Origin of the sequence: Campylobacter sp. IFREMER_LSEM_CL908, from assembly GCF_025771545.1 — a bacterium.
Taxonomy (GTDB): Bacteria; Campylobacterota; Campylobacteria; order Campylobacterales; family Campylobacteraceae; genus Campylobacter_D; species Campylobacter_D lari_D.
In genome coordinates, this window is sequence record NZ_JAKMQK010000013.1 from 21,460 (window position 1) to 36,884 (window position 15,425).

General features: G+C 32.6%; 16 protein-coding genes. 14 read left to right on the top strand and 2 right to left on the bottom strand.

Annotated features, from left to right (window positions below):
* Window positions 1–12: 12 nt before the first annotated feature.
* The 7 genes from L8U04_RS06385 to flgE all read left to right on the top strand — a co-directional run bounded on the left by L8U04_RS06385 (window position 13) and on the right by flgE (window position 6,981).
* The gene (locus L8U04_RS06385; protein ID WP_263709648.1) at window positions 13–711 is read left to right on the top strand and encodes a hypothetical protein; all 699 of its coding nucleotides are present in this window, start codon (window positions 13–15) and stop codon (window positions 709–711) included.
* Window positions 712–732: 21 nt separating this feature from the next.
* A complete protein-coding gene (gene hisH, locus L8U04_RS06390) occupies window positions 733–1,314 on the top strand; it encodes an imidazole glycerol phosphate synthase subunit HisH (protein WP_263709649.1) in 582 nt (193 codons plus the stop codon).
* A gap of 6 nt (window positions 1,315–1,320) precedes the next feature.
* Window positions 1,321–2,055 carry a 1-(5-phosphoribosyl)-5-[(5-phosphoribosylamino)methylideneamino]imidazole-4-carboxamide isomerase gene (hisA, locus tag L8U04_RS06395; protein WP_263709650.1) on the top strand — a complete coding sequence of 245 codons (735 nt, stop codon included), beginning with the start codon at window positions 1,321–1,323 and terminating at the stop codon, window positions 2,053–2,055.
* Window positions 2,037–2,804 (top strand): imidazole glycerol phosphate synthase subunit HisF, encoded by a 768-nt coding sequence (gene hisF, locus L8U04_RS06400; RefSeq protein ID WP_263709651.1) that lies wholly within the window; start codon window positions 2,037–2,039, stop codon window positions 2,802–2,804. Before hisA ends, hisF begins: the two co-directional genes overlap by 19 nt.
* 11 nt (window positions 2,805–2,815) lie before the next feature.
* Window positions 2,816–3,442 (top strand): bifunctional phosphoribosyl-AMP cyclohydrolase/phosphoribosyl-ATP diphosphatase HisIE, encoded by a 627-nt coding sequence (gene hisIE / locus L8U04_RS06405; RefSeq protein ID WP_133319155.1) that lies wholly within the window; start codon window positions 2,816–2,818, stop codon window positions 3,440–3,442.
* Window positions 3,443–3,777: 335 nt separating this feature from the next.
* Complete coding sequence (locus tag L8U04_RS06410; protein ID WP_318529584.1) at window positions 3,778–4,383, top strand: NYN domain-containing protein; 606 nt, start codon at window positions 3,778–3,780, stop codon at window positions 4,381–4,383.
* Between the two features lie 135 nt (window positions 4,384–4,518).
* Window positions 4,519–6,981, top strand: a complete 2,463-nt coding sequence (gene flgE, locus L8U04_RS06415; protein ID WP_263709652.1) for a flagellar hook protein FlgE — start codon at window positions 4,519–4,521, stop codon at window positions 6,979–6,981.
* A 167-nt stretch (window positions 6,982–7,148) separates the two neighbouring features.
* On the opposite strand, the gene L8U04_RS06420 is transcribed toward flgE, so the two are convergent.
* Window positions 7,149–7,730, bottom strand: a complete 582-nt coding sequence (locus tag L8U04_RS06420) for a zeta toxin family protein (protein ID WP_263665357.1) — start codon at window positions 7,728–7,730, stop codon at window positions 7,149–7,151.
* 133 nt (window positions 7,731–7,863) lie between these two features.
* Window positions 7,864–9,105 (bottom strand): multidrug effflux MFS transporter, encoded by a 1,242-nt coding sequence (locus L8U04_RS06425; RefSeq protein WP_220567024.1) that lies wholly within the window; start codon window positions 9,103–9,105, stop codon window positions 7,864–7,866.
* 122 nt (window positions 9,106–9,227) lie between these two features.
* Here L8U04_RS06425 and L8U04_RS06430 point away from each other — a divergent pair, with 122 nt between their 5' ends.
* The 7 genes from L8U04_RS06430 to tkt are packed head-to-tail and all read left to right on the top strand — an operon-like array spanning window position 9,228 to window position 15,425.
* A complete protein-coding gene (locus tag L8U04_RS06430; RefSeq protein WP_039619526.1) occupies window positions 9,228–9,497 on the top strand; it encodes an iron-sulfur cluster biogenesis protein NfuA in 270 nt (89 codons plus the stop codon).
* On the top strand, window positions 9,484–10,023 hold the full coding sequence (locus L8U04_RS06435; RefSeq protein WP_133319159.1) for a histidine kinase: 540 nt from the start codon (window positions 9,484–9,486) through the stop codon (window positions 10,021–10,023). Before L8U04_RS06430 ends, L8U04_RS06435 begins: the two co-directional genes overlap by 14 nt.
* A complete protein-coding gene (locus L8U04_RS06440; RefSeq protein ID WP_133319160.1) occupies window positions 10,007–11,290 on the top strand; it encodes a UDP-N-acetylmuramoyl-L-alanyl-D-glutamate--2,6-diaminopimelate ligase in 1,284 nt (427 codons plus the stop codon). Before L8U04_RS06435 ends, L8U04_RS06440 begins: the two co-directional genes overlap by 17 nt.
* The gene (locus L8U04_RS06445) at window positions 11,291–11,596 is read left to right on the top strand and encodes a YbaB/EbfC family nucleoid-associated protein (RefSeq protein ID WP_039667857.1); all 306 of its coding nucleotides are present in this window, start codon (window positions 11,291–11,293) and stop codon (window positions 11,594–11,596) included.
* Entirely contained in the window at window positions 11,593–12,672 is a 1,080-nt protein-coding gene (locus L8U04_RS06450) for a PDZ domain-containing protein (protein WP_263662673.1), read from the top strand. The genes L8U04_RS06445 and L8U04_RS06450 overlap by 4 nt, the downstream gene beginning before the upstream one ends.
* Complete coding sequence (locus tag L8U04_RS06455) at window positions 12,672–13,517, top strand: polyprenyl synthetase family protein (protein ID WP_263709671.1); 846 nt, start codon at window positions 12,672–12,674, stop codon at window positions 13,515–13,517. Before L8U04_RS06450 ends, L8U04_RS06455 begins: the two co-directional genes overlap by 1 nt.
* Before the next feature lie 3 nt (window positions 13,518–13,520).
* Window positions 13,521–15,425 carry a transketolase gene (gene tkt, locus L8U04_RS06460; protein WP_263709654.1) on the top strand — a complete coding sequence of 635 codons (1,905 nt, stop codon included), beginning with the start codon at window positions 13,521–13,523 and terminating at the stop codon, window positions 15,423–15,425.

Consider the following 15,425-nt stretch of genomic DNA (forward strand, 5'->3'; position numbering starts at 1 on the left):
TGAGACTTAACAATGAAACAAAAAGATAATGTTATAGAAGCTTTTAAAAATAATAATAACTTTGCAACTTTAAGCCAGCTTTATATGCTGACAAATGTTAGTAAATGGGAAACAAAAACACCTTTTGCAAGTATTAGAAGAATATTACAAACAAATAAAGAATTTTATAAAATCACAGCAGGACTTTGGGGTTTAACAGAGAAAAAGCATGAGATTGAAAAAAAATTAAATTTGATAAATAACGAATGTCAGTTTAGTCATTCTTATTATCAAGGGCTTATTGTCTCAATTGGAAATTTAAGAGGCTTTCAAACTTTTGTTCCTAGTCAAGATAAGAATAAATATTTTATGGATACTAGGTTAGGCGACTTGGCTACTTTAGATTCTCTTTATAGTTTTACATATGATGAATTGACACAAAAAGCTAAATTTAGCGATTGTATTTGGTTTAATGAACGAAAAATGCCTCATGCTTTTTATGAGGTAGAGCATTCTACTAATATAAAAAATTCTATTAACCGTTTTTATGAGCTTCAGGATTTTAGAGCAAAATTTTTTATTGTTGCGCATAAAAATAGATATAGAGAATTTCAAAATATAATTTCGAATTCTATTTATGAAAAAATAAAAGATATTGTATATTTTGCAGATTATGAGAGTATTGCTAAGCAATATGAGAAAGAGAGTGTAAAATATGAAATGGGAATTTAATTTTTCAAGAAAGTGTTTATCATGAAACTAGCTATTATAGATACAGGTTGTGCGAATTTAGCTTCACTTGCTTTTGCACTCGAGCGTTTAGGACAAAAAAGTATTATCACGCATGATTTAAAAGAACTCTCACAAGCAGATAAGCTTTTACTTCCTGGGGTTGGCACAGCAGCTAAAGCAATGGCTAATCTACAAGCACTTAATTTAGAAAATTTTATCCAAACTACCACAAAACCACTTTTAGGCATTTGTCTTGGTATGCAAATTTTGGGTAAATTTTCAGAAGAATTACACCAAAAAACACTTGGTATTATGTCTTTTGAAACACAAAAATTCCAAGAAAAAACAAATTTTACTTTCCCACATATGGGGTGGAATCAAGTCTTTAGCTCTCATGAGCTTTTTAAAGGCTTAGATGGAGCTTATTTTTATTTTGTGCATAGTTATTGTGTGAGTTTAAATGAATACACCATCGCAGAGTGTGAGTATTCTACCAAATTTAGTGCAAGTTTAAATAAAGACAATTTTTATGGTGTGCAGTTTCATCCTGAAAGAAGCGGCGAAGCGGGTGAAGTATTATTAAAAAATTTCATAAATATGTAGGTAAAAATGCAAACTCAAATCATTCCGGCATTAGACTTAATAGATGGCAAAGTAGTAAGGCTTTATAAAGGAGATTATGCTAAAAAGCAAGAATACAGCTTTGATCCTTTAGTTAAATTTCAAGAGTATGAGGCTCAAGGTGTTGCTTGGCTTCATTTGGTGGATTTAAGCGGTGCAAAAGATCCTAGTAAGAGACAACTAAAACTCATAGAAAACCTAGCTTCTAAGATTAGAGTAAATCTTCAAGTAGGTGGAGGAATTCGCACTAAAGACGAGGTTAAAGCTTTGTTTGATAGTGGTGTTAAACGCGTAGTTATAGGCTCTTTAGCGGTTAAAAATAAGCCCCTTACACAAGAGCTTTTAAATGAATTTGGCGTTGAAAATATAGTCTTAGCACTTGATAGTATTTGCGTTAAAGATGAGTTTTTTGTGGCTGTTGATGCATGGAGTAAAACAAGCGATGAGAGTTTGTTTGAGCTTTTAAATTTTTATAAAGATGTAAAGCATATTTTATGCACAGATATTTCTAAAGATGGCACGATGAGTGGAGCAAACATCACTTTATACAAAGCTTTGCATGAGAAATTTCCACATTTGCAAACCCAAGCAAGCGGAGGTGTGGCGAGCTTAGAAGATTTTAAAAAGCTAAATGGCATAGTAAGTGGTATCATCGTAGGCAAAGCCTTGCTTGATAAAGAATTTAGCATAAAGGAGGCTCAAGAATGCTTACAAAACGCATAATCGCATGTTTAGATGTAAAAGATGGTAGAGTAGTTAAAGGGGTGCAGTTTAAAAATCATGAAGATATGGGAGATGTTATAGAACTTGCTAAATTTTACTCACAAAATGGCATTGATGAGCTTGTATTTTATGATATTACAGCTTCAGCCAAGAATGAGCGTATCAATAGAGCTTGGGTAAGCAAAGTAGCACAAAATATCTCTATACCATTTTGCGTCGCAGGGGGTATAAAAAGCGAAGATGACGCAAAAGAGCTTTTAGCAAATGGTGCTGATAAAATTTCTATTAATTCCCCTGCTTTAAATGATCCTGATTTAATCTCACGCCTTGCAAAAAGCTTTGGAGTTCAATGTGTAGTCGTAGGCATAGATACTTTTAAAGATGAAAACAACGAGCTTTTAGTATATAAATATACCGGAGATGAGAACAAATCTCATCATAGTGGTAAAAAAACACTAGAGTGGGTAAAGCAAGCATGCGAGCTAGGAGCTGGCGAAATCGTACTAAATATGATGAATCAAGATGGCATGAGAAAGGGTTATGATCTAGATCAACTTGCTAAAGTTAGACAAATTTGTCCTGTGCCTTTAGTAGCAAGCGGTGGCGCAGGAGCTAAAGAGCATTTTTTAGACGCTTTTAAACTTGGTGTTGATGGAGCTTTAGCAGCTTCAGTGTTTCATAAAAAACTTATAGATATTAAAGAATTAAAACTATTTTTAAAAGATCAAGGCATACAAATTCGTATTTAAAAGGAAAAACTATGGGTATAAATGAAGAAGAATTTATAAAAAGCATAAATTGGCAAAAGGTAAATAACCTTATCCCTGTGATAATCCAAGATTATCATTCTTGTGAAGTTTTAATGCAAGGTTTTATGAATGAACAAGCTCTAAGAGAGAGTTTTAAGCACCAAAAGGTTGTATTTTACTCACGCACTAAAGAGCGTTTGTGGATGAAAGGTGAGCAAAGCGGGAATTTCTTGCATATCATAGATATGGGACTTGATTGTGATAGAGATTGTATTTTAATCCTTGTAAAAGCTCAAGGCGCTACTTGTCATACAGGCGATACTTCTTGTTTTGAAACGCTTTCTAAAAAAGCTGATTTTGTATTTTTATCGCGTCTTGAAAGACTTATCAACTCACGCAAAAATACTTGCGCAAGCTCTTCTTACACGGCTGAACTTTTTTCAAAAGGCACTAAACGCATAGCACAAAAAGTAGGTGAAGAAGGCGTTGAAACCGCTTTGGCTGCTACTATTAAAGATAAAGATGAGTTGATAAATGAAGCAGCTGATTTACTTTATCATTTAGAAGTGTTATTAGCTGATGCGGATTTGAGTTTAAATGATGTGATTGCTAAATTAAAAGAAAGAAATAAAAGTTAAGCGTGATTTCTCACGCTTAATTAAGCAATATTTTTGAAAAGATTCACTGACTATATCGAGTAATTTTAAAAAAACTTTACAAAATTTTTACAAATGTCTTTTTGAAAAGTTATAGCAATTTTAATTTATTATGTTATAATAAATCATCATTGCATAGCGAGAAGTCGTCTAGCCGTTTATTTTTAGATTGACATCTCGTTATGTATAGTAGGACTTTTATGAATAATTTTAGTGAAGATATAAATTTTTCTGTTATACAGCCTAGAAAAACTGCTGTTTTGGTAGATTTATCCTTTTTTATAGAAAGATATAACACTTTAAAACATATCAAAGATATGACTCCTGAAGAATTAGCTAAAAGATTAAAAGATTATGTGTTTGAGTCTGTTAAAAGAAATAGAGATTATTTATATAGAGTTTATGTTTATGACTGCGAACCATTAAATAAAAATGTTCCAATACCGCCCATAGAAAAAACAGATAAATCATTAAATCTTGGAAAAACCGATACTTTTAAATTTAGAACTAGATTATTAGATTGTTTAAGACAGCAACCATATTTTGCTGTAAGATTGGGCGAGATTGATGAAAATAACTTCCAATGGAAAATCAAAAATTATGATAAATTTAAACAACTTTTATATAAAGAGATAGAAATCGATAGTTTAACTGAGGATGATTTTGTTTTAGATATTAGGCAAAAAGGTGTTGATATGAAAATAGGACTAGATATTGCTACTTTATCTATAAAAAAGCAAATTGAAAAAATCATTCTTATCACTGCAGATAGCGATTTTATACCGGCTATAAAACACGCAAGAAAAGAAGGGGTTATTGTTCAGTTAGATCCTATGAGAGTTCCAAATTCTCAAATCAAAAAAGGTTTATTAGAGCATATAGATATTCTTTCATCAGTCTTTAAAAATACTAGCAATTCTTAATTACACAATTCACATTATAAATTTATACAAGTTTTAGAAATATTTACATTTTTGGAACACTTATTGCTTTGTCTTGGCTAAGCAATAGTAGATTGTGAAGTAATCACAAAGCAATATTTTTTAAAGGATTTAATTATGATGAGATCTCTTTGGGCTGGGGTTTCAGGACTCCAAGCACACCAATACGCAATGGATGTAGAAGGTAATAACATAGCCAATGTTAATACATTTGGTTTTAAATATTCTCGTGCGGATTTCTCAACGCTTATGAGTCAAACTTCTAAGATAGCTACAGCTCCAGATGGCAACCTAGGTGGTAAAAACCCTATGCAAGTTGGACTTGGTGCAGGTGTAAATTCTACTACTAGAATTCACTCTCAAGGTAATATCCAAACTACAGATAAAAACACCGATATGGCTATCAATGGTGATGGATTTTTCATCGTTTCAAATGATGGTGGCACTACGCAGTTTTTTACCCGTGCAGGGGACTTTAAAACAGACGCAGTAGGAAATTTCGTAGATAATAACGGCTACACCGTTCAAGGCTGGAATTATAATCAAGAAACGGGTCAAATAGACTCTTCAACTTCAGTGCAAGATATAGTTATCCCACCTGGTATGAGTATGCCTGCTAGAGCAAGTACTTCAGTAAGCCTTACAGCAAATTTAGATAGTGGTAATACTTTAGGTATGAATGCTTCTGCTAAGCGTCCTATCTATGCTCTTGATTCTTTACATGGTGGTAGGTTAGATACAGGAACAACCATAGATGAAAATGATACTGGCCATACTGAGTTTTATACTACTTCTAAAAGTGGAGCCCAAGTAACTGAAAAAGGTGTAGATATGGGCGTGGTGTTTAACGCTCAAGGTGAGGGTTTAAACCTAAGAAGTGGGCAAGGTATGTGGGTAAGTTTTGCAGATGCCAAACATACTTCAAATATAAAAATGGATCCTGATCTACCACAAGATCCTACTAAATGGCAGCAAAATTCTAACTATACATTTTGGGGTTTTAAACAACCAGATGGAACAATGGTAAATGCAGTTTTAGATATTAACATCAATGGTGTAAATATAAGAGCTGAAGGTGTAGGGCAAGAAACTTTTATCAACGCTATCAATGCTAAGACAGCTGAAACTGGTGTAGTGGCTTCAGTGGTAAATGGTCAAATCACTTTTACTAATGATAATAGCACGGGAACTACGGCAAAATCTAAAAACTTAGATATCACTATAAATGCTGCAACTACGGCAGGTGGACAAGTTACTATACCACGACTTCCAGAAGAAGGAGTTAATGTAGCGCAAGATAATATACAAGTTCGAGGAACACCTAGAAGAGCTTGGTTAGGAACTACAGATGGGCAACCAGGTGGTGATGCTAAAACTACAGTTCAAGTTATTACAGCACATGAATATATTTATAGTCCAAATAATGTAGATATAGGTCCAAATCCTGTTCCTGGAGCTAATAATCAGCAAAATGCTAATATGCCAAATCCTACAGGACAAAGAACCTTTCATACTACTGAAGATTTAAGAGAGCTTTTACAAAGAGATGCTAGATATGCAGTAGATTATGATGGTAGCGGAAGTATAGTTAATTGGCAAAATGGTGGCGTTGGAGCTGATGCTAATCCTGGTGTAGAAGTAGTAGTAGAAAGTGATGGTAGATTTAAAATAACTAATCCTAAGAGTGAAAATTCAAAAGACATGACTTTTAAAGTTACAGGTTTTTCAGATGAGGTAAATAAAATCGCTACCAATGATAAATTCACAGCGATGTTTAGTGCTTTAGATGGAAATTTCAACGCAGGTAATAATGAAAAATATTCTCAAGACATGTACTTGTCAGCTCATACTGCTAGTATAGAAATCTTTGACTCATTAGGAACTAGACATGAGCTAACTGTGCAATTTACTAAGCAAACTAAAACAGCAGATGGTGGAGCTGAATGGTCTATCATCATCTCAGTGCCTGAACCTGCAGAGATTAATTTTAGTGGTGATGGAGCTCCTGGAAATATAGTAGTAGGAAATTTAAGATTTGGTAATGATGGCTCACTTCAAAGCTATACACCAAATGTATTAAATTTCACCGGAAATAACGGCTCAAAACCTGATCAAGTTATAAAACTTGACTTTGGAACAACAGGTGGTTTTGATGGTTTAACAAGCTATGATAAAGACTCAGCTACTACTAAACAAGAAACAGATGGTTACACAGGGGGTAATCTAAAGCCAGATGCATTAAGAACTGATGAGAATGGTTATATCTATGGAGAATTTACAAATGGTAAAACTCTAGCGCTAGCTAAGGTTGCTCTAGCTACTTTCCCAAATAATATGGGTCTTGAAGAAATGGGTAATAACCTTTATAAAGCGACAGCAAACTCAGGAACAGCTACCATAGGTCATGCGGGCGAAGGCGGTAGAGGGGGCTTAAAAGGCTCAGCCATAGAAATGTCGAATGTGGATTTAAGTCGTGCATTAACAGAGCTTATCGTAATCCAAAGGGGTTATCAAGCAAACTCAAAAACGATTACCACAAGTGATCAGCTTTTAAATACTTTGCTTCAATTAAAACAATAATCTTAACCCAAGGTTTTTAAAACCTTGGGATCAAGCTTTACAAGGTTATCGAGGTAGCCTTGTAATACTTGATAGCCTTGAAGCCTTCAATCTATTGCTAACTCACTTCTTTCTTGCCTTAAGGAGTGAGTAGCATGATTTGCATATCGACAAGTTAAAATAAAAATTTATAAACTTTGGTTTTTAAAATTTATCATTAATGGTTCTAGCCATTTGGTAGTTTCAAATACTTCTAGCCTGTTGTTTTTAAATTCTAAGAGTTTTTTATAATTTTGAGTATTGTCAAAAATAGTAATGCGATTACAGAATTTGGCAACGGTGTTAAAATTTTGTAAAGACTCGTAGTATCTTTTTTCTATAAGCTCTTCTTTTATATCATGCCCGCCTTTAGCTACGCGAATTTTAACTCTTTGTTTTGCTGTGTTTGGAGAGTCTAGTCCGATGTAGTAAAGATTTATAGTGTAAGAATTTTTTTGTAGCTTTTTGAATAAAGATAAAATGCTAGTGCCGCAAAGTGTGGTTTCTTGGTTAAAATCATAAGCTTTTTTAATATAGTTTTCACGCATTTTAATGGCTATCCTTGAAGCTCTAAATTGATCTTCTTGATTTTTCCAATCACCAAAGCTACTTACGATTTCATCGATGTTGATTCTAAGTCCAAAGTCTTTGTTTTTTTCAAGTTCATTATAATATAAGGTAGTTTTTCCACATCCTTCGGCTCCTGCAAAAATAGTAGCTATTTTTTTCATTAATAAAGCCTTTATTTTATTGATTGATGAGAAATTTTAACATAAATTGTTTATAAGTGTTTTGAAAATAAATATAAAGTTTTTTGAAAAAGGTTCGATATAGTCAGTGAATCTTTTCAAAAATATTGCTTAATTAAGCGTGAGAAATCACGCTTAACTTCTTTTTGATTTTATTTAACTTTCTTTTATTAATCAAACTTAGATAAGAAATCAAAGATAAAAATGTGCAAGTTCCTAAAATAAGTGATAAAAATATAGGTGTATTAGCATTTAAAAGACTTACTAAAAATGCCATTACTCCTGCCATAGCAAATTGTGCTGCACCTAAGAGTGCTGAAGCACTGCCTGCATTTTGTTTTGATCTTGCCATAGCTAAGGTTGTGGTATTTGGCAGGATAAAACCCAAACTTGCTATGATAAAACACAAAGGAATTTCAAAAGCCCAAAAACCTAGCTCAAAAGTTGCACCCAAGATGAGTAAAAAAGTTAAAAAAGTAATTACCATAAGCGCTCTAGGGAGTATATAATAAGGAGAAAACCTAAGGACTAATCTTGCATTGATATTTGCACATATAACAAAGCTTAGAGCATGAGCTCCAAAAAGGGCTGCGTATTGTTGCTCGCTTAATCCAAAAACGCGTGTAAAAACAAAAGATGAGCCGGTTAAATAAGCAAAAAAACCTGCAAATATTAAATTTCCACAAAGCAAATATACTACAAAACGGCGATCTTTTAAAACTTTTTTGTAACTTTTTGTAACCTCTTTGTGATTGAATTTTTTTCCTTTGGTGTTGTGATTGCTTTCTTTTAGAACAAAAATAACAAGCAAAAATAAAATAAAGCCTAAGATAAACAATGTTAAAAATATACTACGCCAAGAAAAAAATTCAAGTAAAATTCCACCAAAAGTAGGAGAAAGCATAGGGGCTAAAGAAGTAAAAACCATCATTAAAGCATAAACTCCTGCTGCTTCTTTAAGCTCAAAAACATCATTTACTATAGCTCTTGCTACGACTACACCCACGCAACCCCCTAAAGCTTCAAAAAAACGCAAAGCTATAAAAGCATGAATGGAATCAACTAAAACACAAGCAATACTTGAAGAAATAAAAATAAAAAGTCCTATGTATAAAGGTTTTTTTCTGCCATATACATCACTTAATGGTCCATATAAAAGCTGACCTAAAGAAAAGGCGATGAAAAAACTTGCAAGAGAAAGTTGAGTGTAAAAAGAATTTGTTTGAAAGCTTTTTTCTACTTCATTTAAAGCAGGTAAATACATATCAGTTGAAAGTGGTGCTATGGCAGATAAAAAGCCTAGTATGATAATGAGTTTGAGTTTTTCAAAACCTTTTATTTGGGTGTGTTTTTGCATAAAATTTCCTAAAGTCTTTTTACCATTGTATAGCAAAAAGTCTAAAATAAACAATAATTTACATTTTTTAAAGGCAAATAAGATAAAATTAAACTAAAAATAATCAAGGAAAAATTATGAATATGCCTTTTAGTGATGAGGAATTAATCGAACCTGTAAAAGCCAGTCTAGCTAAAACTATGCATATTTTAGAAAATGATGGCGGAGGGCTTGATTTTTTGGGTGTGAAAAATGGTGTAGTTTATGTGAAACTAACCGGAGCTTGTCATGGCTGCCCAGCTAGTGGGACGACTTTAAAATATGGCTTGGAAAAACAACTTAAAATCGATATACATCCAGATATTACTATAGTAAATTTAGCAGGTGGGGAAAGCGAATTTGCAAAATTATAAAAAAATAGCCATAGAATGTTTTTACAAAAAAGATTTTAAAAATGCTAAGATGTATTTTTCTCTTGCTTATGAAAAGCGTAAAAATAAGAGACTTTTAACTTTTATTAATATTTGTGATTTGGCTTTAAAAAGCCCTGAAGAAGCTTTTGTTTTTTTTGAATTTTTTATGCAAAATTATAAAAATACTAAAGTAGATAAAGACTTAGAAAAACTCATTAATCTTAGCCAAAGTGTGCAGTTTGAAGAAGATAGCGAAGATTTTGAGGGCTTGAGTTATCAAGATTTTTTACTTAGCGAAGCAAAAGTTGGGTTTAAACAAGCCTTAGAAAATGTTATAATATCTAATAAACTTATTATTAACGATAAAGAAGATTTTGTGGATTTTTTAGAAAAGCTTTTAGAACATGGTTATAAAGATATGCTCGTAGCTTATATGGAAGATGTTTCAGCGCATTTTTATTCTAATTATAGATTTATTAAGCTTAGTGAGAAAATCAAGGAATTAAATTATGATAGTAAAGATTGAAAATACTTTCATTTGTGATAATTCTAATGAATGCGAAAAAGATTGTTTTTTCTTAAAAACTACTCAAAATGAAAAATTTCTTCATCAAGCTTTAGAAAAACAAGCAAAAGTTATTGGCATTGGCGAATGCAAGAAGCTTTTAAATATAGATGAAAGTATTAAAATCATAGGCATTACAGGCACAAATGGCAAGACAACTACCGCGGGAGCTATTTACTCTATCTTGCTTGATTTAGGTTATAAATGTGCTTTAATGGGAACTAGGGGTAGTTTTATAAATGATAAAAATATCACTCCAAAAGGCTTAACTACTGCTCCTATTTTACAAACCTTAGAGCTTTTATCTTTAGCAAGTAAGGAAAAATGTGAATTTTTGATTATGGAAGTAAGCTCGCATGCTTTGGTGCAAAATCGCATTGAAGGGCTTGAGTTTAAGGCTAAAATTTTTACTAACATCACTCAAGATCATTTAGATTTTCATGGGGATTTTCAAAACTACCAAGCAGCAAAAGAAAGTTTTTTTACCGATGAGTGTATGAAATTTATCAACAAAGATGCAAAAGCTATAAATTTTAATGTCAAAGGTGCTTTTACTTATGGAGTGGAAAATCCAAGTTATTACCACATTAAAGCTTATGCTTTAAAAAATGGCATTGAAGCTGTGGTAAATTTTGGTAAAGAAACTTTTATGATTGATTCTTCTTTGGTGGGGCTTTTTAATCTTTATAATCTTTTGGCTGCAAGCGCTTGTGTAAATGAACTTGTTAAGCCAAATTTAAAAGAACTTGAAAAGGCCATTAGTAATTTTGGTGGCATTGAGGGTAGAATGCAAGTGGTTGCAAAAGATGTGATTGTAGATTTTGCCCATACGCCCGATGGCATAGAAAAAGTTTTAGATGCTTTAAAATATCGTGATTTGATTGTAGTTTTTGGAGCAGGGGGAGATAGAGATAAAACTAAGCGTCCGTTAATGGCTAAAGTTGCCAAACACTATGCTAAAAAACTCATCATCACAAGTGATAATCCGCGTTCAGAAGAGCCAATGGATATAATTAATGATATTTTAAATGGTATAGAAAAAGATGAGAGTGTTTTTGTAGAATGTGATAGAAAAGAAGCAATCAAAAAAGCATTAGAGCTTAAAACAAAAGATGATTTTGTAGTGATTTTGGGTAAGGGCGATGAGACTTATCAAGAAATCAAGGGTGTAAAATATCCTTTTAATGATAAAGAAGTAGTATTAGAGATATTAAAAGAAGGAAAATAAATGTTTGAAAATATGGATTTTTCTAAAATGGGCGAGCTTTTAACTAAGGCTCAAGAAAAAGCAAATGAATTAGAGCAAGAAGCTTTAAAAAAAGAATTTAGTGCAAAAAGTGGTGGTGGTTTAGTAAAAGTTAGTGCTAATGGAAAAGGTGAAATCATCGATATAAACATTGATGATTCTTTGTTAGAAGATAAAGAGTCTATGCAAATTTTACTAATAGCAGCGATTAATGATGTGATGAAAATGGTAGAACAAAATAAAAAATCAATGGCTAGTAATTTATTTAGCGGAATGGGAATGCTATGAGAATTTTACTTTGTATTTTGGGTGTAGTTTGCACACTTTTTGCTGTGCCAAGACCGACTTTTAATGATTTTTTGGGTTGTTATGAAAAAAATAAAGCTAGTATGTTGATTTATGAGGGCTTACCTGCCTTTGCTTTAAATGAAAATACTTTAGCAGTAGTTAAAACTAAAAACGCGAAATTAAACAGCTATACTAAATATGATCCCTTTTTAAATTTGTATTTAGTAAAAACAGATTTTAGTTTAATTCCTGCACCTATGGGAAATGAAGAAGATTTAACACGCAATAGTTGGGTGGGAATTTTAGATAGCAATAAAAGCTATATAGGACATTTGAAGTATTTTGGGCAAAGTTTGACAGAGCGTGATCAACTTGACTTTGCTTCTAAAATCGGAGAACTTAACTCGCCGTGTTGTAAAATGCTTGGTATAAGTTTAGAAGATGGCAAACTTATAGGTAATCGTTATTTAAAACACTTTGCAAAATATCCTGATGCTTATTGGGGTGATATAGGTGTGGATTTTGATATGCGTGATGGCAAAATTTATGTTAAAAATGTGCGTAAAAATGGACAATTTTTACTTAATGATGAGCTTGTGAGTGTTGATGGACAAGCTTATGATGATTTAAGAAAACTAAATGAAAAAATTTTATTTGCTGATCGCGGTGCAACTTTATACTTTAATGTATTAAGAGACAATAAAGATGTTAATATCTCCACTATGGTTTTTGATAAAGACTTGGGTGCATTTGCTAAGCCTAAAAAAGTGGTTCAAGCTAAGCCAAGTTCTTTTTATAGTAATCTAGGATTACGCGTAGATATGAAAATGAATGTTACAGAAGTTACTCCAAATTCTAAAGCACAAATGGCTGGATTTTTAAAAGGGGATAAAATTTTAAGAATTAATAATCAAAAAATCAACAATTTTAATGAACTTCAAGCTGTTTTAGCTCAAGCTAATACTTTTGATATTCTAGTCTCAAGACAAGCAAGCAATATCCCTTCAGCGAAAAATAATGACTTTGAGCATTTTAATAAAGGATACTTTGACTTTTTTATAAGGCTAAATAAGTGATTTTAGAAAAATTCAAACAGCATTTAGAGCAAAATTTTCCTAAAACTCAAAGTTTTCATCCATTTTTTAATGAAGCATTAAAATGGATGTTAGAAGCTGGTGGGAAGCATTTTAGAGCCCAACTGCTTTTGGGTATAGTTAATGCTAAAAATCCTGCTTTGTTTGAAAAGGCTTTAAATGCAGCTTTGGCTTTGGAATTTATCCACACTTACTCTTTAATACATGATGATTTACCTGCTATGGATGATGCTTCTTTGCGTAGAGGAAAGCAAACTTTACACAAAAAATATGATGAAACTACGGCTATTTTAGTGGGCGATGCTTTAAATACTCAAGCTTTTTTACTTCTTTCTAAGCTTGATTTAAAAGAAAATGTTAGATTAAAACTCATAGAAACTCTAGCCTTTAATGCAGGGCTTGGTGGTATGATTATCGGGCAAGCTATTGATTGTTATTTTGAAGATATGCCTTTAAATTTAGAGCAAGTTGAGTTTTTGCACATTCATAAAACTGCAAGATTGATTGCAGCGGCTTTAAAAATGGGTTGTGAAATTTGTGAGTTAGATGAAAAAGAATGCGAGCAAATTTATGAAATAGGGCTTTTGATAGGATTGGTTTTTCAAATCAAAGATGATATTATCGATGCGACTTTAGATACTCAAGAAGCAGGAAAGCCAACTCATAATGATTTGCATAAAAATTCTTTTGTTAAACTTTTAGGTTTAGAAGGTGCTAAAAAGGCAAAAGATGATAAAATTACTTTATGTGAAGAAAAAATGAAAAATTTAGACTCTAAGCTTGCTAATGAGCTTCAAATTTTGATTGATAAATATTTAAAAGGTTAAACAATGTTACAAAAACAAGCCAACACTATAAGATTTTTATGTGCGGATATGGTGCAAAAAGCAAATTCAGGCCACCCAGGTGCTCCAATGGGTTTAGCAGATATTATAAGTGTTTTAAGTACTCATTTAGTGTATAATCCAAAAGATCCTACATGGTTAAACCGCGATAGATTAGTCTTTTCAGGTGGTCATGCTAGTGCTTTGCTTTATAGCTTTTTACATTTGAGCGGTTATGATGTAAGTTTAGAAGATTTAAAAAATTTCCGTCAATTACACTCTAAAACCCCAGGTCATCCTGAAATTTTCACTCCAGGTGTTGAAATTGCCACAGGACCTTTAGGACAAGGCATTGCAAATGCGGTTGGTTTTGCTATGGCAGCCAAAAAAGCAAGTTTGCTTTTGGGCGAAGAGATTATCAATCATAAAGTATATTGTTTATGCGGTGATGGAGATTTACAAGAAGGAATTTCTTATGAGGCTTGTTCTTTAGCAGGTGTGCATAATCTTGATAATTTAATCATCATTTATGATAGCAATAATATTTCAATTGAAGGTGATGTGGTTATTGCTTTTAATGAAAATGTAAAAGAGCGTTTTAGAGCGCAAAATTTTGAAGTACTTGAGATAGATGGGCATGATTTTGAGCAAATTGATTTAGCATTAAAAACTGCTAAAGAAAGCAAAAAGCCTTGTTTGATTATCGCTCATACTACTATAGCTAAAGGAGCTTTAGATCTTGAGGGAAGTCATCATTCTCACGGAGCACCTTTGGGCGAAGAGCTTATAAAAAAGGCAAAAGAAGCTTTAGGTTTTGATCCACAAAAAACCTTTGAAATCCCAGAAGAAGTTAAAATTCGCTTTAGCGGGGCAATAGAACTTGGGGATTTAGCACAAGCTAAATGGAATCAAAAAGTGCAAAATTTAAATGCAGAGAAGCAAGCATTGCTAAAAGAGCTTTTAGAGCCTGATTTTTCAAAAATACAATTTCCTGATTTTAAAGGACAAGATTTAGCTACTAGAGATAGCAATGGTGTGATTTTAAATGCTATTGCTAAAGCCTTACCGGGATTTTTAGGTGGTAGTGCAGATTTAGGTCCATCAAATAAAACTGAACTCAAAGATATGGGCGATTTTCCAAATGGAAAAAATATCCACTATGGTATAAGAGAGCATGCAATGGCTGCTATATCAAATGCTTTTGCAAGATATGGTTTGTTTTTGCCTTATTGTGCTACCTTTTTTATATTTAGTGAGTATTTAAAACCTGCTGCAAGAATAGCAGCTTTGATGAGGGCTAAACACTTTTTCATCTTTACTCACGATAGTATAGGTGTAGGTGAAGATGGTCCAACACACCAACCTATAGAGCAGCTTAGCACTTTTAGAGCTATGCCAAATTCATTGACATTTAGAGTAGCTGATGGGGTTGAAAATGTAAAAGCATGGCAGATTGCACTTAAAACTAATATGCCAAGTGTTTTTGTTTTATCGCGTCAAAAGTTAAGTGCTTTAAGTGAGCCTGTTTTTGGAGATGTTGAAAATGGGGCTTATTTATTAGAAGAAAACACAAATGCGAAATTTACACTTTTAGCAAGTGGTAGTGAAGTGTCATTATGTGTAAAAACAGCTAAGATTTTAAAAGAAAAAGGTGTGATTGCTAATGTGGTTTCTATGCCTTGTTATGAGTTATTTATTGCTCAAGAAAAATCTTATAAAGAAAGAATTTTACAAGGTAAGGTTGTAGGTGTTGAAGCTGCAAATTCAAACGAGCTTTATAGAATTTGTGATGAGCTTTATGGTATAGAAAGTTTTGGTGAGAGTGGTAAAGATAAAGATGTATTTGAGCATTTTGGATTTAGTGAGGAGAAATTAAGCTCATATATTTTAAGTCTATGTAATGAAAAATAA

Excerpts from the sequence above, each read along its gene's own strand:
- L8U04_RS06385 (WP_263709648.1), top strand. The coding sequence starts at position 13 with ATGAAACAAAAAGATAATGTTATAGAAGCTTTTAAAAATAATAATAAC.
- hisH (WP_263709649.1), top strand. The coding sequence starts at position 733 with ATGAAACTAGCTATTATAGATACAGGTTGTGCGAATTTAGCTTCACTT.
- hisA (WP_263709650.1), top strand. The coding sequence starts at position 1,321 with ATGCAAACTCAAATCATTCCGGCATTAGACTTAATAGATGGCAAAGTA.
- hisF (WP_263709651.1), top strand. The coding sequence starts at position 2,037 with ATGCTTACAAAACGCATAATCGCATGTTTAGATGTAAAAGATGGTAGA.
- hisIE (WP_133319155.1), top strand. The coding sequence starts at position 2,816 with ATGGGTATAAATGAAGAAGAATTTATAAAAAGCATAAATTGGCAAAAG.
- L8U04_RS06410 (WP_318529584.1), top strand. The coding sequence starts at position 3,778 with ATGACTCCTGAAGAATTAGCTAAAAGATTAAAAGATTATGTGTTTGAG.
- flgE (WP_263709652.1), top strand. The coding sequence starts at position 4,519 with ATGATGAGATCTCTTTGGGCTGGGGTTTCAGGACTCCAAGCACACCAA.
- L8U04_RS06420 (WP_263665357.1), bottom strand. The coding sequence starts at position 7,730 with ATGAAAAAAATAGCTACTATTTTTGCAGGAGCCGAAGGATGTGGAAAA.
- L8U04_RS06425 (WP_220567024.1), bottom strand. The coding sequence starts at position 9,105 with ATGCAAAAACACACCCAAATAAAAGGTTTTGAAAAACTCAAACTCATT.
- L8U04_RS06430 (WP_039619526.1), top strand. The coding sequence starts at position 9,228 with ATGCCTTTTAGTGATGAGGAATTAATCGAACCTGTAAAAGCCAGTCTA.
- L8U04_RS06440 (WP_133319160.1), top strand. The coding sequence starts at position 10,007 with ATGATAGTAAAGATTGAAAATACTTTCATTTGTGATAATTCTAATGAA.
- L8U04_RS06445 (WP_039667857.1), top strand. The coding sequence starts at position 11,291 with ATGTTTGAAAATATGGATTTTTCTAAAATGGGCGAGCTTTTAACTAAG.
- L8U04_RS06450 (WP_263662673.1), top strand. The coding sequence starts at position 11,593 with ATGAGAATTTTACTTTGTATTTTGGGTGTAGTTTGCACACTTTTTGCT.
- tkt (WP_263709654.1), top strand. The coding sequence starts at position 13,521 with ATGTTACAAAAACAAGCCAACACTATAAGATTTTTATGTGCGGATATG.